This is a genomic window from Shouchella xiaoxiensis, assembly GCF_016907895.1.
Lineage (GTDB): Bacteria > Bacillota > Bacilli > Bacillales > Bacillaceae_D > Shouchella > Shouchella xiaoxiensis.
In genome coordinates this window covers 1-26,116 of record NZ_JAFBCV010000018.1, presented here as the reverse complement: position 1 = coordinate 26,116, position 26,116 = coordinate 1, and the positions used below count along the sequence as shown (strand labels likewise).

At 38.4% G+C, this 26,116-nt stretch carries 29 protein-coding genes and 1 pseudogene; 25 read left to right on the top strand and 5 right to left on the bottom strand.

The annotated features are described in order from the left end of the window. Positions 1–27: 27 nt before the first annotated feature. The 14 genes from JOC54_RS20235 to rpsI (JOC54_RS20170) all read left to right on the top strand — a co-directional run bounded on the left by JOC54_RS20235 (position 28) and on the right by rpsI (JOC54_RS20170) (position 8,532). The gene (locus JOC54_RS20235; protein WP_035421341.1) at positions 28–681 is read left to right on the top strand and encodes an adenylate kinase; all 654 of its coding nucleotides are present in this window, start codon (positions 28–30) and stop codon (positions 679–681) included. After that, positions 678–1,424 carry a type I methionyl aminopeptidase gene (gene map, locus JOC54_RS20230; protein ID WP_204468756.1) on the top strand — a complete coding sequence of 249 codons (747 nt, stop codon included), beginning with the start codon at positions 678–680 and terminating at the stop codon, positions 1,422–1,424. Before JOC54_RS20235 ends, map begins: the two co-directional genes overlap by 4 nt. Before the next feature lie 73 nt (positions 1,425–1,497). Beyond that, positions 1,498–1,716, top strand: coding sequence for a translation initiation factor IF-1 (gene infA, locus JOC54_RS20225; protein ID WP_035395681.1), 219 nt, complete (start codon positions 1,498–1,500; stop codon positions 1,714–1,716). 32 nt (positions 1,717–1,748) lie between these two features. Further along, positions 1,749–1,862, top strand: a complete 114-nt coding sequence (gene rpmJ, locus JOC54_RS20220; RefSeq protein ID WP_003333770.1) for a 50S ribosomal protein L36 — start codon at positions 1,749–1,751, stop codon at positions 1,860–1,862. Between the two features lie 22 nt (positions 1,863–1,884). Further along, the gene (gene rpsM / locus JOC54_RS20215; RefSeq protein WP_035421344.1) at positions 1,885–2,250 is read left to right on the top strand and encodes a 30S ribosomal protein S13; all 366 of its coding nucleotides are present in this window, start codon (positions 1,885–1,887) and stop codon (positions 2,248–2,250) included. A 19-nt stretch (positions 2,251–2,269) separates the two neighbouring features. Next, the gene (gene rpsK, locus JOC54_RS20210) at positions 2,270–2,662 is read left to right on the top strand and encodes a 30S ribosomal protein S11 (protein WP_035441578.1); all 393 of its coding nucleotides are present in this window, start codon (positions 2,270–2,272) and stop codon (positions 2,660–2,662) included. Between the two features lie 172 nt (positions 2,663–2,834). Further along, positions 2,835–3,779 (top strand): DNA-directed RNA polymerase subunit alpha, encoded by a 945-nt coding sequence (locus JOC54_RS20205; protein ID WP_035421348.1) that lies wholly within the window; start codon positions 2,835–2,837, stop codon positions 3,777–3,779. Positions 3,780–3,812: 33 nt separating this feature from the next. Further along, complete coding sequence (gene rplQ, locus JOC54_RS20200; protein ID WP_035421349.1) at positions 3,813–4,175, top strand: 50S ribosomal protein L17; 363 nt, start codon at positions 3,813–3,815, stop codon at positions 4,173–4,175. A gap of 100 nt (positions 4,176–4,275) precedes the next feature. After that, a complete protein-coding gene (locus tag JOC54_RS20195) occupies positions 4,276–5,079 on the top strand; it encodes an ATP-binding cassette domain-containing protein (protein WP_204468753.1) in 804 nt (267 codons plus the stop codon). After that, on the top strand, positions 5,055–5,891 hold the full coding sequence (locus JOC54_RS20190; RefSeq protein WP_204468751.1) for an ATP-binding cassette domain-containing protein: 837 nt from the start codon (positions 5,055–5,057) through the stop codon (positions 5,889–5,891). The genes JOC54_RS20195 and JOC54_RS20190 overlap by 25 nt, the downstream gene beginning before the upstream one ends. Positions 5,892–5,896: 5 nt before the next feature. Further along, the gene (locus tag JOC54_RS20185) at positions 5,897–6,691 is read left to right on the top strand and encodes an energy-coupling factor transporter transmembrane component T family protein (RefSeq protein ID WP_204468748.1); all 795 of its coding nucleotides are present in this window, start codon (positions 5,897–5,899) and stop codon (positions 6,689–6,691) included. 11 nt (positions 6,692–6,702) lie between these two features. Beyond that, on the top strand, positions 6,703–7,461 hold the full coding sequence (gene truA / locus JOC54_RS20180) for a tRNA pseudouridine(38-40) synthase TruA (protein ID WP_035441579.1): 759 nt from the start codon (positions 6,703–6,705) through the stop codon (positions 7,459–7,461). Positions 7,462–7,681: 220 nt separating this feature from the next. Then, positions 7,682–8,119, top strand: coding sequence for a 50S ribosomal protein L13 (rplM, locus tag JOC54_RS20175; RefSeq protein WP_035421353.1), 438 nt, complete (start codon positions 7,682–7,684; stop codon positions 8,117–8,119). Positions 8,120–8,139: 20 nt separating this feature from the next. After that, complete coding sequence (gene rpsI, locus JOC54_RS20170; RefSeq protein WP_035421356.1) at positions 8,140–8,532, top strand: 30S ribosomal protein S9; 393 nt, start codon at positions 8,140–8,142, stop codon at positions 8,530–8,532. Positions 8,533–8,631: 99 nt separating this feature from the next. Here the strand turns inward: rpsI (JOC54_RS20170) and JOC54_RS20165 are convergent, their stop codons facing one another. Next, positions 8,632–9,810 carry a site-specific integrase gene (locus JOC54_RS20165; RefSeq protein ID WP_204468746.1) on the bottom strand — a complete coding sequence of 393 codons (1,179 nt, stop codon included), beginning with the start codon at positions 9,808–9,810 and terminating at the stop codon, positions 8,632–8,634. Between the two features lie 53 nt (positions 9,811–9,863). Further along, positions 9,864–10,367 (bottom strand): helix-turn-helix domain-containing protein, encoded by a 504-nt coding sequence (locus JOC54_RS20160; protein ID WP_204468744.1) that lies wholly within the window; start codon positions 10,365–10,367, stop codon positions 9,864–9,866. Positions 10,368–10,524: 157 nt separating this feature from the next. On the opposite strand from JOC54_RS20160, the gene JOC54_RS20155 reads away from it, so the two are divergent. From JOC54_RS20155 to JOC54_RS20130, 6 genes and pseudogenes are all read left to right on the top strand, one after another. Beyond that, a complete protein-coding gene (locus JOC54_RS20155) occupies positions 10,525–10,818 on the top strand; it encodes a hypothetical protein (protein WP_144557451.1) in 294 nt (97 codons plus the stop codon). Positions 10,819–11,131: 313 nt separating this feature from the next. Further along, complete coding sequence (locus JOC54_RS20150) at positions 11,132–11,935, top strand: GIY-YIG nuclease family protein (RefSeq protein WP_204468742.1); 804 nt, start codon at positions 11,132–11,134, stop codon at positions 11,933–11,935. 2,016 nt (positions 11,936–13,951) lie between these two features. Beyond that, on the top strand, positions 13,952–15,046 hold the full coding sequence (locus JOC54_RS20145; protein WP_204468740.1) for an AAA family ATPase: 1,095 nt from the start codon (positions 13,952–13,954) through the stop codon (positions 15,044–15,046). A gap of 3 nt (positions 15,047–15,049) precedes the next feature. Then, a complete protein-coding gene (locus JOC54_RS20140) occupies positions 15,050–17,407 on the top strand; it encodes a S8 family peptidase (protein ID WP_204468738.1) in 2,358 nt (785 codons plus the stop codon). Between the two features lie 332 nt (positions 17,408–17,739). Then, positions 17,740–17,817 (top strand): annotated as a pseudogene (gene rpsI / locus JOC54_RS20135) (30S ribosomal protein S9); the annotation flags it as partial. Positions 17,818–18,136: 319 nt separating this feature from the next. Continuing rightward, positions 18,137–19,429, top strand: coding sequence for a PQQ-dependent sugar dehydrogenase (locus JOC54_RS20130; RefSeq protein ID WP_204468735.1), 1,293 nt, complete (start codon positions 18,137–18,139; stop codon positions 19,427–19,429). A gap of 414 nt (positions 19,430–19,843) precedes the next feature. On the opposite strand, the gene JOC54_RS20125 is transcribed toward JOC54_RS20130, so the two are convergent. After that, complete coding sequence (locus tag JOC54_RS20125) at positions 19,844–20,806, bottom strand: collagen-like protein (RefSeq protein ID WP_204468732.1); 963 nt, start codon at positions 20,804–20,806, stop codon at positions 19,844–19,846. 181 nt (positions 20,807–20,987) lie between these two features. On the opposite strand from JOC54_RS20125, the gene JOC54_RS20120 reads away from it, so the two are divergent. The 3 genes from JOC54_RS20120 (at position 20,988) to salA (ending at position 23,383) form a co-directional block, all read left to right on the top strand. Then, the gene (locus JOC54_RS20120; protein WP_035421360.1) at positions 20,988–21,419 is read left to right on the top strand and encodes a DUF2521 family protein; all 432 of its coding nucleotides are present in this window, start codon (positions 20,988–20,990) and stop codon (positions 21,417–21,419) included. A 57-nt stretch (positions 21,420–21,476) separates the two neighbouring features. Beyond that, positions 21,477–22,208 (top strand): N-acetylmuramoyl-L-alanine amidase CwlD, encoded by a 732-nt coding sequence (cwlD, locus tag JOC54_RS20115; protein WP_051991930.1) that lies wholly within the window; start codon positions 21,477–21,479, stop codon positions 22,206–22,208. 116 nt (positions 22,209–22,324) lie between these two features. Next, positions 22,325–23,383 (top strand): iron-sulfur carrier protein/transcriptional regulator SalA, encoded by a 1,059-nt coding sequence (gene salA, locus JOC54_RS20110; protein ID WP_204468730.1) that lies wholly within the window; start codon positions 22,325–22,327, stop codon positions 23,381–23,383. Between the two features lie 35 nt (positions 23,384–23,418). On the opposite strand, the gene gerD is transcribed toward salA, so the two are convergent. Further along, positions 23,419–24,003, bottom strand: coding sequence for a spore germination lipoprotein GerD (gerD, locus tag JOC54_RS20105; RefSeq protein WP_204468728.1), 585 nt, complete (start codon positions 24,001–24,003; stop codon positions 23,419–23,421). A 142-nt stretch (positions 24,004–24,145) separates the two neighbouring features. On the opposite strand from gerD, the gene JOC54_RS20100 reads away from it, so the two are divergent. After that, positions 24,146–24,730, top strand: coding sequence for a KinB-signaling pathway activation protein (locus JOC54_RS20100; RefSeq protein WP_035421376.1), 585 nt, complete (start codon positions 24,146–24,148; stop codon positions 24,728–24,730). Between the two features lie 24 nt (positions 24,731–24,754). Here JOC54_RS20100 and pdaB read toward each other — a convergent pair whose 3' ends face one another. After that, positions 24,755–25,516 carry a polysaccharide deacetylase family sporulation protein PdaB gene (pdaB, locus tag JOC54_RS20095; RefSeq protein WP_035421364.1) on the bottom strand — a complete coding sequence of 254 codons (762 nt, stop codon included), beginning with the start codon at positions 25,514–25,516 and terminating at the stop codon, positions 24,755–24,757. Between the two features lie 127 nt (positions 25,517–25,643). On the opposite strand from pdaB, the gene JOC54_RS20090 reads away from it, so the two are divergent. Next, a complete protein-coding gene (locus tag JOC54_RS20090) occupies positions 25,644–25,877 on the top strand; it encodes a hypothetical protein (RefSeq protein WP_035421366.1) in 234 nt (77 codons plus the stop codon). Positions 25,878–26,116 lie beyond the last annotated feature (239 nt).

Here is a 26,116-nt window from a genome sequence, read left to right as displayed (position 1 = left end):
TTGCTGAGTTGCAGGAAGGGGATTGAGATGAATTTAATTTTAATGGGTTTACCTGGCGTAGGAAAAGGTACTCAGGCTGAACAAATTGTAAATAACTATGGTATTCCACACATTTCTACAGGAGATATGTTTAGATCAGCGATTAAAAATGAGACAGAGCTTGGTTTAAAAGCAAAATCTTATATGGACGCAGGCGGACTTGTCCCTGATGAAGTGACTATTGGTATCGTAAAAGATCGCCTCTCTCAGGATGATTGTGAGAAAGGTTTCTTGTTGGATGGTTTCCCGCGTACAATTGCGCAAGCGGAAGCTCTTGAAGAGTTGTTAAGCACACTTGGGCGCGAGTTAGATCATGTGATAAACATTCATGTACCGGAAGAGCTTCTTGTTGAGCGCTTGACGGGACGTCGTGTTTCTCCATCGTCTGGTAAAACGTATCACGTGATGTATAACCCTCCAAAGGTTGAAGGCAAATGCGATTTGGATGGTAGTGACTTAATTCAACGAGACGATGATAAGCCGGAAACGGTCAAAAAACGTATTGAAGTTAATCAGCAACAAGCTCAGCCGTTAATTGACTTTTATGAGTCCAAAGGCTACTTAAAGCACATTGACGGAGACCAAGATATTAATGTTGTTTATAAAGACATTCAAGCACTTTTAGCGGAGACCCATGCATGATTGTCATTAAAACAGAACGAGAGCTTGAAATTATGCGTAAAGCTGGGCAGATTGTCGCATTGACACACGCCCACTTAAAACCATATATTAAGCCAGGCATTACAACTGGTGAACTTGATGCGATTGCTGAAGCGTTTATTCGTTCTCATGATGCAACGCCTTCGTTTCTCGGCTACGGCGGTTTTACAGGCAGTGTCTGTGCTTCTGTCAACGAGGAATTAGTGCATGGCATTCCTGGTAATCGAGTGCTTGAAGATGGTGATGTTATTAGCCTTGATATCGGCGCTTATTACAATGGCTACCATGGAGATTCTGCTTGGACTTATGGAGTCGGATCGATTTCGAAAGAAGACCAAGAGTTGCTTGATGCAACAGAAGAATCTCTATATAAAGGGCTAGAGCAAGCCCGTCCGGGAAATCGTTTATCAGATATCTCGCATGCGATTCAGACCCATGTAGAGCCTCTTGGATACTCAGTTGTTCGAGAGTATGTTGGTCACGGCGTTGGGCAAGACTTACATGAGGATCCTCAAATTCCTCATTATGGTCCTCCTGGCAAAGGTCCACGGCTTAAACCGGGAATGGTCCTAGCGATTGAACCGATGATTAATGCAGGAAGTCGTTATGTAAAAACACTTTCTGATAACTGGACAGTAGTAACAGTAGATAAGAAAAACTGTGCCCATTTTGAGCATACGATTGCAATTACTGAAACAGGCTATGAAATCTTGACGAAAGCATGAGTTTTCAGGTAAGATAGACTGTCTGTGTCATTCAGGATATGTTAGCATCTAGTCGAAGGGAGGAACTCCATTCATGGCAAAAGAAGACGTTATAGAAGTAGAAGGTACGGTTATTGAGCCGTTGCCAAATGCGATGTTTCGTGTTGAACTTGAAAACGGCCATAAAATTCTTGCGCATGTATCAGGAAAAATTCGTATGCATTTTATCCGCATTTTACCTGGGGATAAAGTAACAATCGAACTTTCTCCTTACGATCTAACACGCGGACGAATTACGTATCGTTATAAATAAAAACACTCTCCGTATATAAGGAGGTTTATACTATGAAGGTAAGACCGTCGGTTAAACCGATCTGTGAAAAATGTAAGGTTATTCGTCGAAAAGGCAACGTAATGGTAATTTGCGAAAACCCGAAACATAAACAAAAACAAGGTTAAACGATAAGGAGGTGCCAAGCCTATGGCACGTGTTGCAGGTGTAGACATTCCACGCGATAAGCGCGTTGTAATCTCACTTACTTACGTATTTGGCATTGGTAAATCAACAGCAGCTAAAATTCTTGAAACTGCTGGGATTGACCAAAACACACGCGTTCGTGACTTAACAGAAGAAGAGTTAGGTCGTATCCGTGAGACTGTTGAAGCGTATCAAGTTGAAGGAGACCTTCGTCGTGAAGTGTCCCTAAATATTAAACGTTTAATTGAGATTGGAAGCTACCGTGGTATTCGCCACCGTCGTGGTTTACCAGTTCGTGGTCAAAACTCTAAAAACAATGCTCGTACGCGTAAAGGTCCTAAACGTACAGTAGCTAACAAGAAAAAATAGATAGGAGGGAATTGAAAACATGGCTAAGAAAACGAATACTCGTCCAAAGCGTCGTCAAAAGAAGAATATTGACACGGGTATGGCGCACATCCGCTCTACCTTTAACAATACGATTGTGACGATTACGGATACACATGGCAATGCGATTTCTTGGGCAAGTGCTGGTGCGCTTGGATTTAAAGGTTCTCGTAAGTCTACTCCGTTTGCTGCGCAAATGGCTGCTGAATCAGCTGCTAAAACAGCAATGGAACATGGTATGAAAGTAATCGAAGTATCAGTTAAAGGTCCAGGAGCTGGTCGTGAAGCGGCTATCCGTTCATTGCAAGCAGTAGGTCTTGAAGTTAACATGATTAAAGATGTTACTCCAGTTCCTCATAATGGTTGCCGTCCGCCGAAACGTCGCAGAGTATAAGAGATTCAGTCATTGTATAGATTTCCTACTACTGTCTATAATGGATAAGACGAGATCTATTAAACAATGAAGGTAAGACCAATAGGCATTGCTCATGGGAAGTCCAAAAGGAGCCCCTTTGGGCAATCCTTGTGTTTGCCGGAGTTCGACGTTTTGAAGGAGGGTTTGTTTAATGATTGAAATTGAAAAGCCGAATATTGAGACGGTTGAGGTAAGCGAAGATGCAAGATACGGCAAGTTTGTCGTTGAGCCGCTCGAACGTGGTTATGGAACAACACTAGGAAACTCCTTGCGTCGCATTCTACTATCATCGCTTCCTGGTGCAGCAGTTTCAACGGTTCAAATTGATGGTGTCCTACACGAGTTTTCAACAATTGAAGGCGTAGTGGAAGATGTTACAACCATTATCTTGAACTTGAAAAAGCTAGCTTTGAAGATTTATTCAGACGATGAAAAAACGCTAGAAATTGATGTTCAAGGTGAAGGCATTGTTACAGCTGGAGACTTGACTCATGATAGTGACGTAGAAGTATTAAATCCTGAGCTTCATATCGCTACGCTTACAAAAGGAGCATCTTTCCACATGCGTCTGCAGGCGAAACGAGGTCGTGGCTATATTCTTGCCGAGGGCAACAAAAGCGATGATCAGCCTATAGGCGTTCTTCCGATTGACTCGATCTATACACCGGTAGCACGTGTGAACTATCAAGTAGAAAATACACGTGTTGGGCAAGTCACAAACTATGATAAACTAACCCTTGATGTGTGGACCGATGGAAGTACGCGCCCAGAAGAAGCAGTTTCTCTTGGTGCGAAAATCCTTACGGAGCACTTAAATATTTTCGTGGGCTTAACGGATCAAGCACAAAATGCGGAAATCATGGTTGAAAAAGAAGAAGATCAGAAAGAGAAAGTCTTGGAGATGACGATCGAAGAGCTTGATTTATCTGTTCGCTCTTATAATTGTTTAAAGCGTGCTGGAATCAATACGGTTCAAGAATTAACGCATAAAACAGAAGAAGACATGATGAAAGTCCGTAATCTTGGACGTAAGTCATTGGAAGAAGTACAAGAGAAGCTTGGTGAACTTGGTCTCGGGCTTCGCAACGAAGAATAAGGAATCGTTTTTTGTTTAAAGGAGGGAATTAGCATGGCATACGCAAAACTTGGTCGTACGAGCTCACAACGTAAAGCGTTGTTGCGTGATTTAGCAACAGATCTTATCATTAATGAGCGCATTGAAACGACAGAAGCGAAAGCAAAAGAATTGCGTCCGATCGTAGAGAAGATGGTTACTCTTGGTAAACGTGGTGATTTACACGCACGTCGTCAAGCAGCCGCTTTTGTACGTAACGAAACAGCTGACGAAGAGTCAGGTCAAAACGCAGTTCAGAAGTTATTTGCAGATATCGCACCACGCTTTGAAGAGCGTCAAGGTGGCTATACACGCATTCTTAAAGTTGGTCCTCGTCGTGGAGACGGTGCACCAATGGCAATCATCGAGTTTGTTTAATCAGCTCATGTAAGCGGCGATTAAGGGCAGGAGATAATGGGAGCAGGACGCTTCTTCACTCTATGCCCTTTTTTGTTATCCAAAAAGGGGGTAGCTGTCCTTGCTTTCGTTGCAAAACGTCATCTATCGCTATCAAACTAACATGTCACCTGTCTTAACAAATCTATTTTTCTCTGTAAAAAGAGGGGAACGGATTGCCGTAGTTGGCAGAAATGGATCAGGAAAATCAACATTGGCACGAGTGTTGAAAGGGTTATTGACACCGAGTGAAGGACAGATCGTGTACGAATCTCCTTTTTCAAGAGAAGACATCGGTATGTTATTTCAAAACCCAGATAATCAAGCAGTTTCTACGATCGTTGAGGATGATGTAGCGTTTGGCTTAGAAAATGCTTGTGTTGAAAGGGACGAGATTACGAATAGAATTGCGCATTATGCTCAAAAATTGGGTGTTTCTCACTTATTAAAGCGCAACATAAACGAGCTTTCTGGCGGACAAAAACAGCGAGTTGCGCTTACAGGCTTGCTTGTGTTAGAACCTAAGCTGCTGTTATTAGATGAAGCTTGTTCTATGCTAGATCCAGTGGGCCGAAAAATCGTACAAAAACACATTGGTCAGTTTCATTCAGAGGGGCATGCGATTATTTCTATAACTCACGATGTTGAAGAGATTCTATCTTCAGATCGAGTGTTGGGCTTAGTAGGTGGAAAACTGATCTATGATGGTTCTCCACATCAATTGTTTTCAAATAAAGACTATTTACACGAACTAGGTCTTGTTAAGCCGTTTCAATATGAACTAGTCGATCTTCTCGAAAATAAGGGGATTGACGTTAACGTAAGCCATGCTTTTTCAAATAAGGAGCTACTGCAGTTATTATGGACGTATCGTTTAAACAGGTAAACTTTCATTACGAAGCAGTGGGGCAGGATAAGATTGTTGGTTTAAATGATGTAACGTTTGAAATTCCTGCTAACCAAACAGTTGCCGTCATTGGCGAGACAGGTTCAGGAAAATCAACACTTGTGCAACATTTAAATGGGCTTCTCGTCCCGACTAGTGGAGAAGTCACTGTCGGTGGATTCAAGGTTTCCGCTAAAAAAAAACAGCGAGCTAGTGTAAAGCGAGACATTGGTTATCTGTTTCAATATCCAGAAGATCAATTATTTGCCGACACGGTTAAAGAAGAGATTGGATATAGTCTGCAATGGTTAGGGTTGCCCTCAGTAGAGATAGATAAACGAATCAATCATGTAATGGACGAAACGGGCTTAGATAAAGAATTGCAATCACGATCACCTTTTCATTTATCAGGGGGCCAACAAAGAAGAGTGGCAATTGCTTCAGTTCTAATCTTACGTCCCAAGCTACTGATTTTAGATGAACCAGGTGCTGGTTTGGATCCTGTTTCACGGATCGAAATGATGGACTTATTCATGAAGTACAAACAAACCAATCAGGCAAGTATTTGGATGGTTTCCCACTCAATGGAAGACGTCGCAGGTTACGCCGATTATTGCATTCATATGCATGAAGGAACAGTACGTGAAGTAGGTAAAGTCGAATCGATTCTAACACAGTCGAACCTCATTCTCCCGCAGGCCATGCAATTTGCCAAGGACTTAAGACCAGATCAGCAACCACCTTTTTTAAGATCAACTCAAGCATTAGTTGACTGGATTACGACTGATTTCATGAGTAAATCAAATGAGTAAATCAAATGAGTAAATCATCCATTACCGTTGGTCAATACATTTCGGGGAAGTCCATTCTCCATCAAGTAGAACCGAGAGTAAAATTGATTAGTACGTTTTTAATCGCTATTGTTCTGTTCAGTGTACAAACGTGGCAAGCTGTTGGCGTAAGTTCTTTATTTGTAGTCAGCCTAATGTTGTTAAGTCGAGTGTCAATTGTAGCTATGATAGCTTCCCTACGGATGGTTGCGGTTTTCTTAATCATATTCTCAGTTTTTCAAGTTAGCGCAGTTCGTGAAGGAGCCGTACTATTTACAATCGGATCATTTCCAATTTATCAAGAAGGCTTTTGGGAAGCTGGATTGGTTTTTTGGAGAACAATGCTTTTGTTTTTGTTAGCAATTCTTTTAACAGCAACAACAAAACCTTTTCAAATTACGAATGCAATTGAGCGTTTGTTAGGTCCTTTAAAGCGAATAAGGGTACCAGTATCTGACATAGCGCTAATGATGTCGATCGCTTTACGGTTTATCCCTATTTTAAAAAACGAATTGTTTTTAATTCGAAGAGCACAAGATGCACGCGGGTTTTATACAAATAAAAAATCAATTAGCAAACGAATCACATCTTTTATTCCTATACTTGTTCCTCTTTTTGTGCGATCCCTTAAGCGGGCTGAAGATCTTGCTCAAGCAATGGAGGCAAGAGGGTATAAGAGCAATGGGAAACGAACAATTTGGAAACAAACGAATTGGGCATTTTCGGATACGCTTGCTTTAAGTGTGAGTGTTGGAACCGCATGTTTGATCATGTGGTTGTAAGGAGAGAAAAAATGGCAAGATATGCTTGTAAATTATCTTATGACGGAACCGATTTTAGTGGTTATCAAGTCCAACCAGGTAAGCGAACGGTTCAACTTGTTGTTGAACAAGCGCTGCAAACAATTCATAAAGGGGTGCATACTCCAATTGTTGCCTCAGGTAGAACCGATGCCCGTGTTCATGCTTTTGGACAAGTTATCCATTTTGAGTCAACCATATCGATGGACACGACAAGCTGGAAGCAGGCGATCAATTCTCAGCTACCAGATGACGTGGTTGTTCTGAATGTTCATGGTGTTAACGATACGTTCCATGCACGGTATGATGCAGTAGGGAAAGAGTATCGTTATTATATTCATTATGGAGATGTTCCAAATGTATTTAGGCGCAATCAATCTGTTCACATTAAATGGCCGCTTGATGTCCCTGCAATGCAGACAGCGGCACAATACTTGATAGGAACGCATGATTTCTCAGCATTTTGCGCAGCGAACACGTCCGTAGAAGATAAAGTAAGAACCATTACCAATGTGTCGATACAACCCGTAGGCCAAGAGCTAGAGCTATCCTTTAGCGGTAATGGGTTTTTATACAATATGGTACGGATTATAGTTGGAACCCTCATTGAAGTAGGATCTGGCAAAAGAAAAGCGCGGGAAATTGAAGCGATTTTAGCGAGCTTAGATCGATCACAAGCAGGTAAAACAGCCCCGGGACATGGTTTGTACCTGTGGGAAGTTCATTACGATGAAGAACATTTTTCACGCTAAAAATAAAAAGAAACACCAGGACAAGTTTTTATAAAATTTATTGACTTTAAGAATCAAATATTATATGATGTTAGATGGTAATTCTAAAGACCCACTGCCCCGGGTTGCGGAATGAAATCACAATTATGCAAGTAAGACCATGTGCTAAACAGCCAGTTTTAAGCATGCTCTTGTTGCTACACGATAAAAAGTCTGATTCACATTATTAGGAGGTTCAATTATGCGTACAACATATATGGCAAAGCCAAACGAAGTTGAGCGTAAATGGTACGTTGTTGACGCTGAAGGTCAAACGCTTGGTCGTCTTGCTTCAGAAGTTGCATCAATCCTGCGCGGAAAGCACAAACCAACATTTACACCACATATTGATACTGGTGATCACGTAATCATCTTGAATGCAAGCAAAATCCACTTAACTGGAAACAAGCTTCAAGATAAAGTTTACTACCGCCATACAAACCACCCAGGTGGATTGAAAGAAACGAGAGCACACGAAATGCGTGCAAATAAGCCAGAGCGTATGCTTGAGCTAGCGATCAAAGGAATGCTTCCTAAGAACACGCTTGGCCGTAAACAAGGCATGAAGCTTCATGTATATGCAGGTTCTGAACACAATCAGCAAGCACAAAAACCAGAAGCTTACGAGCTTCGCGGTTAATCTTTAGGAGGTAATTGATAATGGCTCAAGTACAATACTACGGCACTGGCCGTCGTAAGCATTCTGTTGCGCGTGTTCGCCTTGTTCCAGGCGATGGCACAATCGTTGTTAACGGCCGTGACCTTGACGAATATTTTGGTCTTGAAACACTAAAGCTTATCGTTAAACAACCACTTGTTGAAACAGGTGTAACTGGACAGTACAATGTTCATGTTAATGTAAACGGAGGCGGCTTCACAGGACAAGCGGGAGCGATTCGCCACGGCGTAGCTCGTGCGTTACTTCAAGTAGATCCTGATAACCGCCCTACTTTGAAATCTGCTGGCTTCTTAACACGTGATGCTCGTATGAAAGAACGTAAAAAATACGGTCTTAAAGCAGCACGTCGTGCGCCTCAGTTCTCAAAACGTTAATATACTTGGTATATCAATGTTTACCCTCTTTGCTTCTATGGAGCAGAGAGGGTTTTTTATATACAAAATTGTATTTGAATACCCATTGAATACCCCGAGCTAAAAATTCATGTATTTCTTAAAAATTTCTGCTGTTTTCTCCTTTGCTTCATCGGTCACATGAGTGTAAATATCCATCGTAGTTTGAATATCTGTGTGCCCGAGCCGAGCTTGTACATCTTTGATGGAAGCACCAGCTGCAAACAACAGGCTGGCATGTGTATGCCGAAATGCATGAACATTAATCTTTTGCAGCTCCATATTCTTTTGATAAATCCGCTCCAGTTTTTCATTCAAGTAAGCCAGTCGGCAATAATCCATTTTGTGTTTTAACTGATTATAGACCGTAAAGACGGGTTGTTTATCATCAGATTTAAAAGGAGTGGAAAGCTCTAACAGCAGATATCGCTGTATTTGCCTGCTACGCCATTTCTTTAAGATGGCTAGAGTTTCATCGTCCACGCTAATAACACGCCGAGATGCCTTTGTTTTAGATGTCTGAAGTTGCTTTTTTCCGTTTGTGTGGGTCAATGTCTTTTTAAAACTGATTCTCTTATTTTGGAAGTCCACATCCGACCACTGAAGGGCGTATATTTCACCTTTACGTGCTCCTGTAAACGCAAGTAGTCGAAACATGGTGTAGGCCATATCATCGTTCTTAATCGACTCTAGGAAGATTCTGAGCTCTTCTCGTGTGTAGTAATACTTTTTTTCTTCCAGCTCGACATTATAATCGATGTCATGTTTCCGTTTTGGCAAGGTGACATAATCCATCGGATTGCGCTTAATAATGTCCATTTTCATAGCATATCGGAAGACGAGGTTTGCTTGTATCTTATAATCATTAAATGTTTTAAGCTCCTGGGCCCAAGCATTGATTGCTTTTTGACAATGTGAACGCGAAATGTCTTTCATTTTGTGAGGGCCGAAGACTGGAAGAATTCTATGACTGAATTTACTCTCCATCGCATATACCGTAGTTGGCTTTACTTCTTTTCGATGTTGTTTAAACCATTCCTCAAAGACTTCTTGATAGGTTATCTGAGCATTTTGACGAAGCCCGAGTTCATCGACTTCCACTAATAGTTTTGATAATGCGATATTTGCATCTTTTTTTGTCTTGAAACCTCGACGTGTAGTCCGTTTCTTCTTTCCTGAGAGTGGATCCTTACCGAGATACACATTAAACATATAAGCGGTAGTACCGTCTTTCTTTGTGTATTTTTTTATATTTGCCATAATAATTTTCCTTTCCAATACGCTGGCAGGCTATATACAGGAAAGAGAAGACTTTATTCAAAGATTAATTCAAGGAGGGTCCGAATTTTTTTGCGTTCTTCATCTGTTAAAAACGTATCCTTATAGTACAAGTCAACCTTCATATTAAGAAGATCATGAAGGTCAAATAATCTTCTTCTTAACTCGTCAACTGATAATTCTCGAATAGTTTGTTCTCCGTTCTCCATTTTAATTTCTTCGGTACTTGGGAGTGTCACATCGATAACCTTATTATCATTTTGAGACTTTTTACTAATTCCTTCGCACATGTTAGGGGCATTCTCAACATCTATATATGAGTTAGCGTAGCCAGCTAATTTCATAAGAAAAATATGTGAAACGCCTAATCCTGTAGCAAGTCTTCTTATTAAGTCGGGCTTGGGCAAATCTTTATAGCCATTCTCAATTTGAGATAAATATGAATCTGAGTAACCAGTTCGTTTTTTTAGGTCCAGTAAGGTTAAATTTTTTTCTTTACGGATTTCTTTAAGTTTTAATCCAAATTCTTTAGCGTTCATAAGAAACTACCTTTCATTTCAAATGTGTCTATTTAGATTATCGCATTAAATGTTTACTTAGTAAATATTTTTCTTACTAAAGTATTGTTAACAGTATGAGGTTATTATATACTTAAAAAGTAAAATATTACCAAATTATAAAGAGGTGAAAACATTCATGGAAGCTTACATGCCATTACAGGTTTCAGATGAGTTCAAGGAGAAGTACTATGAGTTATTTTATGAGCTTAGTAAAAATGCTTTCGAAGCAGCAAAACGAGATATTGGTGAGGGTAGATTTATGACCAAAAAACAATGCTGTGAATTCCTTGGAATTTCTTTTGGTCACTTGCAAAAATTAGAAAGGGTTGGTTTGCCAATAATAGAGTTGGAAGGTAAAGTGCTTCTCGATCGAGTAGACGTTATTAAATTTATGAATAAATATAAAAAAACGATAAGCTCAAACAACTAACTTATTCGCTGGCAGGCGAAGTTAAATTCATTTGTCAACAAGGTAAATAGTGGATATATAAAGTTTTGGTTCAGAGGTTCACAAGTAAAAACACGTATGATTTCACGACTGAAATCGTATGTGTTTTTTGTCGTACCAATGTTTTATTTTTGGATAGACTCAAAAGTAACTCACACACCTACTCATATATACAAATAAAAATTTACCTCTTGTGAATTCGGCAAATTTTCCTCTCACACTCCAATATATAAAATGGAATCCCGCCGTCTTAATTAAAAGAATTTTGGAAATAAATGATCAAGAGGTGAAATTTATGACTAAAATTACTGTAGAGGATTTTAACCGATTGTCCCCAAAAGATATTCGAGAATGGTTTGGGTTAGGACCAGTAACGCGAATTATCCGATATTTCCATGACGGCCAGTTCAAGCATCGAAAAGATGCTCTAAAAACTATAAATTTTTGGTTGAGGTTTCATCTAACAGAAGAAAATTTAGAAGCTATTTTTTGGGTTATTCCATTCTTAATTGAACAGTTTCCCGCTGAAAAGAAAGTCATTCGATACGAGATAGGAGTGACCTTGTATTTGTTTTTAGAAAACAAAGTAGTATACGATGATGAAACAATAGAGTTGATAACGGACTTAATAAAAAAGGAGAAAGACGAAAAAGTAAAAAGTAAGTTAGAATTTATAATACTAAGAAATGATTGGCAGCGAAAATTGGAACTTCTTAAGAAGAGTTATCGTTTCTTCTTATTAAAAGACAAATTAGACAGAACCATAGTAAAAGATAGCAAGTTTTATAAAGAAAAACTACCTTTTAAACCAAGAAGACAAGAGGAGGTAAAACCTGAAAATATTATGTGTGTATATTTTTTACAAGAAAAAGAAAAAGGATATATTAAGGTTGGCAAAACAAAGAACTTAAAAACAAAAATATTCTTTCCGTATAAAATGCCTTTCAAATGGGAAGTCATCCATGTAATTGAAAGTTTAAATGTAGACTCATTAGAGAAGTTCTTCCACAAGAAATACAAAGATAATTTAATCAATGGCGAATGGTTTAATTTATCCAATAAGGATATAGCAGAAATTAAAATGTTTCAAACAAAGTAGGTTTTAAAATGAAATAGAGTAAAGCGAATATATTAAAACTGTAGATAAGGTAACATGCATTTACTGTTCGATATTTCGCCATCATGAGTACCATTCATTATAAAAGACGACGTCTCGCTGTTAGGAAAGTGAATGAAATAAGTAGGTGTCCCATTACCAATAAATTTGAACTAAATAAGCAGATGCTTGATCATCAGAAGAGGTATTGTTTAAATACATCCAATTATATAAAGATTCACTTGGTATCGCTCGTTCCATAATCAACTTGATGTGGCGTGATAGTAATAAATTTATTTTTGTTGTGCAAGAGAAAAAATTTAGATCACTTATAGGTGATCTATTATAAGTCATTCAAATTATCATATAAAAACGAGGGATGTTGCCTTGGTTTTTTTCTTGGAAACAATAATTTTAAGAATCAATGGAGTGGTATGAATGATTTTAACCTATTTGTGAATCACGGGCAGGTTGAGGATAGCTAACATGTAACCTTATATTAATTATTCGTTGAAAGTGCTTTCTTCTGTTCCTGCTTTGTTCCTTTTTGGTTTAAAGTGTTCCTTGTTCGCCCGAAATGTTCCTTTTTTTGGTGCTGTTTTTGCATGTGCGGAAGTAATTTCAGCTTTTTTGCAAAACTTTGATCACGCAAATTTACGACTGATTTGCACATATGCAAGTAAATTTTCTTGCTTTGTTCCTTTTAAGACGCAGATGTTCCTGCAATGTCTCTGCTTTATCACACCGAATAGGAACAGCTAAATCTTAATGTACCAATGGGTCAAGCGATAGTGTTCCTTTGTTCCTTCTTTTTTTAATGAAATACTATAATAAAAAAAATATATAGATGTGTATTACACATATAAAAGATTTGTCTGAAAAACCAGGAACATAGGAACATTTCCAAGGATTAAGATTCTAAGGGAGTGATTTGTGGTTTTGGTGTTGAAAATTGCCGTAAGAAAACATAAGGTTTTGTTTGTGAGACTAATGGTGTTGCTTAAAATCGCTTGAAATGCCGATTACTACAATTATCCATCCATTGATATGAAAGTGTGTCTTAATGGGTTCCTACCTGTATCTTGGGATCAAGTCTTTGTCGTGTGAAGGGTTTTGGCTCTACGAAGTTAATTAAGACTATAGTTGTTCACTTTATTTGAGCGTGTCACAAACATCATTCGCATTAATCCTTGTGACATAACGCTATAAGTAATATATGTTTGAAAATTCAGTATAAATCTTTGGTATATAAAATTTGCTGCATTTCTGGTCGGATTTTCAAGGAGATATGTGAAAAAAAATTGTTGATGTGTGCGTACGGACTATCGATGCAAACTTCGGTAGGTTAATCAGCGTAAGTGGAACCTACGCACACGCTTATCAAGCAAATGGTACATACGGAATAGAAGTATGACAACGATTTGTCGTCACGTAATGAAGGGGTTATTTTGATTAGGGATGAAGCAAAGCGAAAGACCGAATGAGCACCCGAAACGAAGTGAAGGGCAAGGAGAGCATAGCTCGACGCAGTAAGGGGGACGGTCAGCTATGCTGACTGACGAGCGCAGCTTGTCATACGTCCCCCTTATGCTCTTTCCCCTACCGCATACCGAGACAAGCACCGCACCGTCCATAGTAGGCGTAACTACTGGTGAGACAGGCGGTACGCGACATCGGCAGATTCGCACACCAGAATACGTCGCGTATTCAGTACCGCGCAAACCCGCACCGTTAAGCGATTCGTCAAATACGCTGACACCTGTTCGAAGAACAGAGCGTATGACGAGATTGTTCGCACGTTTCCGCGCCGACATGCTCTTAGGAGGGGCGAGATTCGTAACGTAGGACGCCTGAAAAGGCAGCTGTCGCAAAGACATTCTGGGCGATAATCGGTAGGGGTACGTCTATGCCTTGTTTTGGACGTTTTTAATAAAAAAACTAACGTTTTAACAAAAAAAGTATCATTTTTGTTGTTAAAACGTACATAAATGTTTATATTAAGTTAAGGGGGGGGTTGAAATGTTTGCAGAGATAATCAAGATTATTGAGGGTGGCATGTCGAAAGACCAACAAAAAGTGATTAATTATTCAAGAGCTTTAGCCCAGAATTTAATTGAATCTGGAGATAGCAAGGTCGCAAATAAAATAGTTAAAATAATTGACTCTAATAACACTAACTTAGCTAGTTTAGACTCGCTTATTACAAAACCCTTTGATCGGGAAAGTAAGTTGGAGACCGTTGATGTGCTTTTGCCAATAGAAAGTACGGATTCTCTGATTTTCGATGTAAGGATTGAGGATGAAATAAAAGATTTCATTATGTCTTATTACAAAAAAGATATTCTTATTTCTAATGGGATTGAAACAAATAATAATTTATTGTTATATGGTCCACCTGGAACAGGAAAAACATCTGTAGCTAAGTATATAAGTTTTCAATTAGACTTACCTTTAGTCATTGTAAAATTAGATAGTTTAATTTCTTCCATGTTAGGCAGCACAGCGAAGAATATTAGGAAAGTTTTTGATTTTGCTTCAAGAAAACCATGTGTACTCTTTTTAGATGAATTTGATGTCATAGCGAAAATCAGGGATGATAAACACGAAACTGGGGAACTAAAACGTGTAGTAAATTCTCTTCTTCAAAATATTGATCAATTTAGTAATGAGAGTATATTAATCGCTGCTACAAATCACCATCAATTGTTAGACAAAGCTGTCTGGAGAAGGTTTGATAAAATTCTAATGCTAGATTATCCAGAAAAGATAATTCGTTTAAAGATTATTCAAGAATTTATTTCTGGTATAAAGAATAATATCTTGGAAGACAAAAAGAAGATAAATACTTTGACTTTATTATTCGAAGCAATTTCACCTGCAGAGATAAAATCAATTATTAATACAGCTAAAAAAAAATGTGTACTAAATAATAGAGAAGAATTAACATTTTATGATGTGCTTTATGAGATATATTTAAGAAACAATCCTTCAATTGGAGAAGAAGAAGAATTAGTAGGGTATTTACATGAGCATGGAGTTTCACAAAAGGATATAGTCGAAAATACGGGTTTATCAATGAGAAAAGTTAGAAACTCTGTTAAAAAGGAGGAATAGTTAATGAAAGAAGATAAGTATCGATTGATAAAATTTAATCAGAGAGAACAAGATAATACTCGGACAGAAGGTGGAGGCAAGGATAAGATTTATCCTTGGACATTAACCGGTGATGGATTAAAAGCTCATAGTGAACTACTTGGACAACAATTAAAAGAGATCCAAGAAAAGGTCAAACCAAGCATACTAGAATTTCCATATGTTCTAACGGTTAGTATTCTCGACGATGCTAAAGCGAAATCTCATCAAAGTAAATTAATTACTATGTTCAATGTAGATAATTCCCACAGTCAATTAGGAATGGTTAGTGAAAATAAACTACTTTTAAAGTTAGATCAGGAAGAATCTATTAAGCAAGCTACATTAAACTTGAAAAAACTAACTCAGAATCAAAATTCAATATCTGCTATAACTAAAATTGAAAGTTTTGAACCCAATGTTACTGTTGATGAAGAGGAAGACGTTTATAAGATAAACTTTATTGATTTTCATAATGACAAATTAAACCAAGATGTATTGGAGTATGTAGAGAAGGAGCTTAGAGAGAATAATATTAGTTTCGAGCGACAATCGTACAGTTTAAATCATAAAGTTCTAGAGGTGTCTGAGGTCACTTTAGATAAGTTAACGTTTATAAAAGAACTGCCTGTTAAAAATGTAGAACCTATGCCGACAGTAGGAAGTCCCTTTCTAGGGAAAGATGATGATAGTAGGTTTTCAAATGAGTTTATAATATATGATGAGAATAAAAATTATCCTGTATTAGGTCTACTTGATTCAGGAGTTACAATATTACCCCAGTTAGAAGGTTTTGTTCGAAAAGGTGATGGCTGTAATTACGATGAAACGGAATTAAATACGAATCATGGTACCTTTATTGCCAACCTTTTAGTGCATGGTAATCAATTGAACAATACTAAAGATTCTTCAATTGATGGTTGTATAATAGTAGATGTACCTATTGTACCAAGCCGTGGAGCTAAAGAACCTGAACTAATTAAAAATATTGAGAGAGCTATTAGTAATAATCGCGAAATAAAGATATGGAGTCTATCTGTTAGTATTAGTGGAGTAAGGACAGATGAGAATAAATTTTCAGACTTTGCTATAGCATTAGATAGGATACAAGATGAATATAATGTTATAATTTGCAAATCAGCTGGTAATGATGCTGATTCTTATATTATTGGCAAAGAGCCCAATAAAATTAGTATAGGTGCTGATTCCGTAAGATCTCTAACAGTTGGTTCAATATCTCGGAATTCTGATACTTATGGATTTTGTAAAGAAAATACCCCCGCGCCTTATTCAAGAACAGGGCGAGGGCCAGCAGATATCATAAAACCAGACTTAGTGCACTATGGAGGAGATGTATTTTCTACCTCAGCTTGTCCGACATCTATACAAGATTATGAAATAAAGGGTGAGAGATCATTAATTGCTGACGGAACGATAAGAACAGAACCAGGCACAAGCTTTTCTACACCTAAGGTCGCTAAATTACTCGCTGAATTATATTTAGGTTTAGATGTAGACATAGATGAATTTAATCCCTTGTTACTTAAAACATTAGCAGTACATTCAGCTGATTATCTTAATAATTCAGAAGTAGATGGTTTGGAAACTTTGAAAAGGTTAGGGTACGGTAAGCCGAGTAACTCAGAAGAAATCTTGTTTCAAGATTCCCCGTATTCTGCAACCTTGTTGCTAATGGGTAATATTAAAAAGAAAGCAAGAATTGATATAATGGACTTTCCTTTCCCGAGGAGTCTAGTAGAAAATAATTATTATAGAGGACAGATAAGAGTTACTTTGATTTACAATAATTATTTATGTAAGGAAATGGGCCCGGAATATTGTCAATCTGATATGGTGCTACGAATGGGGACATATGATAGGCTTGAAAATCGAGATACTACAAAGCCAACAATATTGAACCCTATAGGCAGAAAAGATTCTCAAAACATGCTAAATAAAAAAATTTATGGTAAAAAGAAAATAAAACTTAATACTGACTTTTCAAAAGAAAGAAATTTAATAGAATTCGGAGATAAGTATTACCCTGTAAAAAAATTCTCAGCTAATCTGGAAGAAGCTAAAGATTCTATTCAAAGAAAACATTTAACAAGTGATAAAAAGTGGTTTTTATATTTAGAGGGACAATATCGAGATTATATTTATAAAGAATTTAACCAAGATGACAGTAAATTATCAATGGATTATGCTATAGCTGTTACTATCATGGATCCCTCAAAGACCAAAGATATTTATAACGAAACGATTCGAGAGCTGAATTACCATAACTTTGAATACGATACTATTGATGTGAACAATTATGTTGATATTGACGTTGATTCATAAATATTTACCCAATCAGTTTAAATTTATGCTGAAACTTATTTATGAAAATTTTATACTTAATTAATGAACCCTAAACATTAATTTTTTCATTTTGGTTACAGATTAGTATCATAATTCTATAGTTATCATTTATAATAGTTAAGAAATTTTTTTAGTATAAATGGTATTTATTTGATAAAACTTTTTAATATATAGCCTGCCAGCGTAATTATTTTATACTTTTTTGAATACCCTTTGAATACCCTTTTCATGAAATTACTTAAAATCACACGTAATACAAGTAAAGGAAAACGTTGATTTAAAACGGTTTATGAATTTCTATATAATATAGAAGAAACCCGCCTATGAAAGAACGTAAAAAATACGGTCTTAAAGCAGCACGTCGTGCGCCTCAGTTCTCAAAACGTTAATATACTTGCTATATCAATGTTTACCCTCTTTGCTTCTTTTGAGCAGAGAGGGTTTTTTGGTTCAAGTTGGTGCAAATCAGCTTGAACCTCACAAAGAACTTAAGAGATTTAAAGCATCAGCATTTTGCTGATGCTTTTTTCTGGCATTGTTTAGGTACATTCGTTTGATTATTTGTCATCTGGGTATAGTATTAAAAGTGTTATTTTCAGAGGAGTTTTCTTTTAGTAAAGTTCAGTCCCTTGAAACTCAGTATCAATACTGGTTATGACTTCCAGATCTTATAGCCAAATTACTATTTTGAAACGTGGAGGAAAAAGAATGACGAAAGTTTCGTGGTCAAGATTAATGTTCTTTACAATGCTGATGTTTGTATTAACTTTGGCAGCATGTGGCAATGGTGATACTTCAGACGAAGAATCAACGGATAACTCGGATACTGATACAGAAGAAAGTGTTGACGAGGGCGCTGATGAAAGTGCAGAGTCTGAACCAAAAGTTACTGAATTTGAACCAGCATTTCCAGAACAAACAAGAGCACCTGCAGTAGAGACTGAAGCTGAACTTGATGTGGAAGTTGTTGCTGAGGGTCTTGGCGTGTCTTGGGGTATGGAAGAATTTGATACAAACCGCTTACTTGTTACGCAAAGAGATTCAGCAGAACTTCTGATTGTAGACCTTGAAGATGGTTCTGTTTCAGATCCAATCGAAGGTACACCAGAAGTAAATAGCGAAGGTCAGGGTGGTTTACTTGATGTAACCATTGCGCCTGATTTTGACGAATCAAGATTAGTATTTATGACGTTTGCTCAAGATATTGAAGGTGGTACTGTAACGGCTGTCGGTAAAGGTGTTTTATCAGAAGATGAAGCTTCACTTGAAGATTTTGAAGTAATCTTCCAAGCAGAACCAGCTTATGATGGTAATTTACACTATGGTGGACGTATTATCTTTGATGATGAAGACAACCTATTCTTAACAACTGGAGAGCGTTCAGATGATCCAATTCGCGAACGTGCACAAGACTTAGATGCTTACCTTGGTAAAGTCATTCACATTACACAAGATGGAGAAGCAGTAGATACGAATCCATTTATTGAAGATGAAGATGCACTAGATGGTATTTACAGCTACGGTCACCGTAATGTTCAAGGTGTGGACTTCCACCCTGAAACAGGAGACTTGTGGATTGTTGAATTCGGTCCACAAGCTGGGGATGAACTCAATATTATTGAACCAGGTAATAACTATGGTTGGCCAATTGTTTCCTATGGTATCGAGTACAGTGGTGAATTAATCAATGATGGTGTTTCAGAACACGAAGCGCAAGGCTTTGTTGAACCAAGATATTATTGGGATCCAACAAGTGCACCAAGTGGTATGTCATTCTATGATAACGACGCCATTCCTGAATGGGAGAACAACTTGTTCATCGGTGGTTTAGCGTCGAGCTATATTGTACGTGTCGTGATTGAAGATGACCTCATCGTTGGAGAAGAACGCTTACTAACTGACGAAGGCGAACGTTTCCGTGATGTTCTTGTAACGGAGGATGGCGCGCTTATTGCCATCACTGATGGCGGTATGATTTATAAGATTGCTGCAGCAGGTTAAGGTGACGCTGAATCATTTATTATTCTCTAAAAGCACCTAACCTTATATGTCGATGTCATTAACGTAAGGTGCTTGACAATAGTAAAGAAGCAGGTGTTCATGGAAATCCATGAATGTCTGCTTCTTTTTTTAGCTAAGAAAGTATAAAAATTCGTGTTCATGGTATTTTCTCAACTAACATCCTTCTTTTTTGTGTAAATTGGTCCAAGTCATGTCAAATTCTATCCTTTTTCATACAATCTTATCCGTATAACAATTCCGAGATGTTGATATAGATGGATTGAGCTTGATTGAGTGTGTATATGAAAATATCTAGATACTGCTCGAAACGTTAATCTACTTCAAAAGCCTTTCAGCAATTTTGCTAAAAGGTTTTTTATTATGTATTGCCCCTTGTAAACAAGGAGCAAATTGTTAAATTATCTCAGGCGAAGGTAACCTTGTCACGCTAAAGAAGCTCACTTCTGCGTTAGGGTCAATATTTACATCTTGATCACTTTGTACAGCAATGGCCACCGTGTCACCTGGATTTAAAAATACACTTGTTGATACTTGAAACGTGTTTTGGGCGGTGTTTGTAACAGTATTGTTTTCAGCAACGGTAATACCATTAACTTGAATATACAAAAAGTTCTCTGGACTCGTTTGTGTAATTGGATCGAGTAAAGTCGCTTGCAAACCAGCTTCTATTTGATAAATCCCGCCAATTTGTGTAATGAAATTAATCCCATCAAACCCTGCGTTTACAAGATATTGTGTGGCATCATAATCGACCGTAAAAATTCCTTGAGCTGGGATAGTGGTTCCTATATTTCTAACGGCTCTTAAAGCAGCAAAAATCTCACCGCCGCCACCACCAGTTGGTCCTGTTACGCCCGTAGCTCCGGTAATACCAGTAACACCCGTAAAGCCCGTAGCTCCCGTAGGTCCGGTGATCCCGCCGCCAGGCCCAGTAGCCCCAGTTGGTCCAGTCGGTCCAGTAATGCCAGAACCTCCACCGCCAGGTCCGGTTGGTCCAGTTATACCGGTGGCGCCAGTGGCTCCGTCTAATCCAGTAGCACCCGTAGCTCCAGTAATACCTGCCCCAGTGCCCGCTGGTCCAGTAGCGCCAGTCGGTCCTGTTGCTCCGTCTAATCCAGTAGCACCCGTAGCTCCAGTAATGCCTGCCCCCGTGCCACCGGGTCCAGTCGGTCCAGTAATGCCAATGCCTGTAGCGCCAGTCGGCCCCGTTGGTCCAGTAGGCCCAGTTGCACCAAAAGCACCAACGCTACACGGATCAGTTGGACATCCATTTAATGGAGTTCGTTGAAAACGTTGAATGGAAGGATCGACGTTTTGACATGTACAAAAATCTTTTTTACATTTCTTGCAACTCATCTTATATAGTCTCCTTTCTCACATGTGATTATGATATGTCTTATAAGAAAATAGGTGTTTTGAATATCGGGTTATTTATGTGCAGAAATGATTGTAAATGCATGAAGGAATTACTGTCCCTTCCGTTAGTATGATGGTGGAAACGACGCTCATACTAACTTTAAAAAAGGGGAAATGAGTAATGGGGTTCGTTGTATCAATGATGGATAAAAGCCGAGAAAAGAAATGGAATTTTGAACGTAAAATGCTGCGCAATATTAATATCCGTACCATGGAAACAAATATAAAAGAATGGATTCGGCCTGTAATGCCATTCCATTTTCAATCGTATCCTTTTCTGATGGATCAATGTTTGGATATGACCATTGATGCTTACTTGCTTGGAGCAGATTTCGGTAGGTTTGGTTATTACGGTGAACCTGTTAGACAAGCAAAACAAAGGTGTTTTGGAGAGCTGACGGAACTGTCTCATAGCTTGTGTGCAGCCTTATCGGGTTGGAACCAAACGGATTCACCTGAGCATATGTTAATTGCTACAGATATGCTCTTAGATCATTGGTGGGAAAAAGGTTTTCTCGATTCGTGTAAAGCTCATAAACTTCGTTTGCAATAGTATTCATATCTCCTTCTTGTCCACGTATATATAAGGTGAGGACAAGGAGGATTTGCTGTGAAACAATACAAATGGAGTTTTATCATTGGCGGTTTGTTAGTAGCTGCTGTTTTGGTTTGGGTTCGTTATGATGTGACGACTGAAAACTCGTCTTCGGTTTGGCATTTACCTCTTTCTGGTAAGGTGATTGTTCTTGATCCAGGACATGGAGGAATGGATGGCGGTGCGAGTAGTAAATCGGGAATACTTGAAAAGAAAATCACATTAGATGTAGCTTTAAAGCTGAGAGATTATTTGCAGGAAGCAGGGGCGCTAGTCATTCTCACAAGGGAAGAAGATATCGATTTAGCGGATGAAACCACAGCTAAAATTAGACAAAGAAAAGTGGAGGACTTGCGGAAACGCGTGGAGATCGTCAATGAATCTGATGCTGATTTCTTTCTCTCCATACATATGAACGCAATTCCTTCAGATCGCTGGCGTGGATCACAAACGTTTTATCATTTAAAAGATAAGAAAAATGAAGAACTAGCAGTCTTTATTCAAGAAGAGTTAAAGCGTAATTTAGAAAATACCGATCGCTATGCGAAACCAATTCATCACGTTTACTTGTTAAAAGAGGCGAAGATCCCAGGAGCTTTAGTTGAAGCAGGTTTTCTATCGAATCCTGCAGAAGCAGCATTACTTGAAAATGATGACTATCAAACGAAAGTAGCGGCTTCGATTTATGAAGGGATGCTCCGCTATGCGTCTGGTGAGAAGGCACCAAAAGCGAATCCGTATGAATGACAGCTTTGTTCAGTAAAGAAAGGAACTAGAGCCAAGCCGCTCTAGTTCTTTCTTCGTTTTATCTATGCTATACTTGTGGAAGTTAATCTGTTTTTTGGTAAAGGATGGTGACAGCGATGATTACTGATCAAGAAATAATGGAAGCGCTAAAACGGGTGAAAGACCGTGATCTAGATAAAAGCATTGTTGATTCAGGTGGAATACGTGAAATTAAAAACAAAGAAGGCAATGTTAGCTTAAAAGTGGCGCTTGCAAAAACGGGTACGGCTGAACAAATGCAAGTGCAGCAAGAGATAGTCAATGTGTTAAAAAGTGAAGGTGCTAATTCCGTTGGTTTGCGGTTTGAAACACTTTCTGATGAAGAATTGGAAGCTCTTGGCGGGGCAAAAGAAGAAGAGTTTACCGGACCTTCTCTACTAGCTCCAACAAGTAAGACAACCTTTATCACTGTTGCCAGTGGTAAGGGAGGCGTTGGAAAATCAACTGTATCTGTAAATACAGCCGTATCACTTGCACGCTTAGGCAAGAAAGTTGGCATTATTGATGCAGATATTTATGGGTTTAGTGTTCCAGATATGATGGGAATTGAAGAACGTCCAAAAGTAGTGGACAAGCGAATTTACCCGGTAGAGCGTTTTGGGGTCAAGGTTATCTCAATGGGCTTTTTTGTTGAAGACAATGCGCCTGTTATTTGGAGAGGACCTATGCTTGGGAAAATGATTAATCAATTCTTCTCAGAATGCGAATGGGGAGAGTTGGATTACCTTATTCTTGATTTACCACCAGGAACGGGGGATGTTGCGCTTGATCTACACTCGATGCTGCCAGAGTCAAAAGAGCTGCTTGTAACAACGCCTCATGCCACCGCTGCCTTTGTTGCTGCCCGAGCAGGCGCAATGGCCATTCGGACGCATCATGAAATGTTAGGCGTTGTTGAAAACATGGCGTACTTTGAGAGCAGCGTAACAGGTGAGAAAGAGTATGTATTTGGTAAAGGCGGCGGAACGCGTCTTGCAGAAGAAATGAAAACAGATCTTCTCGCGCAAATTCCGTTAGGTCAACCTGAGATTAACAAGGACGACTTTGCCCCTTCCATTTATGCGGAGGAGCACCCTATTGGGGAGATTTATCGCGATCTAGCCGAAGCGATTGTATTTAAGACGAGACATAATTAAGAAGAACCGTGCCTCTTTTAGAGGCACGGTTCTATTTATTCTTCCCCGTTTTCATTATTGGCAGATTCGCTTTTACCTTGCTTTTCAATCGCTTTGCTCATTAAATCAGTCATTTTCGCGGCAAAGTACGGGCTTTCCATCGATTCACTCATGATTGCCATAATTTGTTCACGATACTCTTTTGACTTCATTAATTCTAACGCTTGTTCCCCCATTTGCGGGTCTTTTAAAATATCCATCATCATTTGTTGGTAGCTAGGATCTTTCATTAATGATTTTAAAATTTTTTCGTTTTCTTCCTGCATGCTCTCAGCGAAGGCTTTGGCAAATTCAGGATCTTTCATTACTTCTTGCCAATAGGCCTTGCCTTCGTCAGATGTCAATGTTTCTTGAATGGTTTGCTTTACAAAAGCGCTGTCCATTACTAATTCTTCACGCATATCTTCTTGCGCGATTAACTCGTGAAATGCTTTCTTGCCTTCATCGGTTTTCAGAAGGTCAATAACCATCTTCTTTGTGCCCTCATAATCCGTATTTTGTTGAGCCTCTGTTTGAGCGCAGGCTCCTAACATAAACAAGGTTATTGTAGTAATCATAAGAACAGATATCCATTTTTTCATTTGCCTATTCCTTTCTCTTTTTTCAGCTTAGTAAATAGCCATAGTGTCTGTATTTAGACAGATAATATGCATATACTCACTGGTGTTTATGATGGAACGTTGCTACAATAAATACGGACTTAAAAAACTGGGGGATTGGCTTGTGAATAGCAGGAAAGTGGTATTTATATTTTGGTCAACTTTGCTAATCGGGAGTATTAGTGGGGGGACGGTAGGGATTTTATTAAATCTTGATGAATATGTAGGCGGTGGAGCTGCTAACTTTTTCGTCGGTTTAATTTGGATGTTAGGTATAAGCGCAGCTTTTACATTGGTTTCGCAAATGGGTTTTTTCGCGTATTTATTCGTTCATCGATTTGGACTTGGCTTATCTCGTTCACACGCATTATGGAACCGGATTCAGTGGATCCTAATCGTGTTTGTCTTTTTTGACTTAGTTTATTTTCGCTATATTGCGTTTGGCAGAGAGGATTCAATTTGGTCCTACTTCATTATTCCAACAGCGTTATTCCTTTATGCACTTCTTATTGCTTGGATAAAAGCAAAAGAAACGAATAAAGGAGCTTTTGTTCCCGCATTATTCTTTATGTTTGTTATTACAACCATTGAATGGATTCCGGCTCTTGTCGTCAATAATACAAACTGGTTATACCTTTATTTAACGCCAATTTTGATTGGGAATACGTATCAACTGCTTTTATTACATCGACTACATAAAAAAGACTGATTGGCTCAAGCCAATCAGTCTTTTTTATTCAACTTCTTCACTTGTGGCATCTGTATCACTCATCATCTCAGAAATCGTTGCAAATGAGTAATCTCTTTGTTCCAATGTTTTAAGGATAATTGGCAAAGCTGATTCTGTTTGTTTAACTGAATCTGAAGCATGAAACATTAAAATATCGCCAGACTGCGTTTCGTTTACAACATTGCTGACAATTTTATCTGTACCTGGGTTCTCATAATCATAGGAATTAACACTCCAATGAATTACATCAAGATTTTGTGCTTCTGCCAGCTGAAGCGTATTTGTATTAAACGCTCCGTTTGGAGGACGGATCAGTGTAGGTGTTTCACCTGTAAGCTCCTGCAGAACTTGCTTGCTTCTCTGCATATCTTGGGTGACTTCTGTATCAGAGAGGGACGGATAATTTTTATATTGGTAACCATGACTTCCGATTTGATAACCAGCATCAACGATTTCTTCTACTAATTCAGGATATGTTTCTGCCCATGAGGCCGATAAAAAGAAAGTAGCGTGTTCAACGTGATGATCTTTCAATACATTCAAGATGGGCGTTACATTTTTTTCGCCCCAGCTTATGTTAAACGTCAGCGCAAGCTTATTATCAGCATCATCAGCTTTATAAAAAGCTTGTGGTCCGGCAGGTGTTGAAAAAACAGAAATATAATTTTGTTGAAACACTAACCAACTCGCTACAAAAAAAGCCGTCACGCATATAAAAATTAATGGCTTGACTTTTCTTAGATTAACCACCCAAATTCCCTTCATGAATGACCGCTCCTTTTTCGTATGTTCTATAGACAAGATATGTTTGTCCAGAGAACTTATGAATAAAAGTTGTCCTTGTTGAAAAGAATATTCTATTAGGTAGTTTTGTACTTACAGGAGGCGTTTTATGCTAGGGTTATTGTTATCTGAGATTGAAATAAAAGAAGTGGAGTACATAGTAAAACGTGAATTAGAAGAGCTTCTGTTGGATTTAACAGATGAACGAATTGATGGGGTCGTAAAAAAAGTAATGATTGAGAAGTATGATATTATCTATAACATCTATAAAAAAGTTGCTCCGCCAAATCAACACGCTCAATATGCGATGTCATTAAACGATTTTGCAAAAAAGAAGTTCTAATTTCGTATTGACGTTAGTAGAAGGGGATGGTATATTAACAAATACCGCATTCATACAAAGTTAAATCGCTTAAAAAACTTTTTTTAAAAAAGATTTGACTTTCGGATTGAAGCAGTGTAAAGTATTAGAAGTCGCCAAGGAAACACGGCGCAAACGAGTTCTTTGAAAACTGAACAAAAGCCAAGCGTAATAAAGAGATACAAGGTATCTCGTCAATGAAAGTCGTAGAATAGTATTCT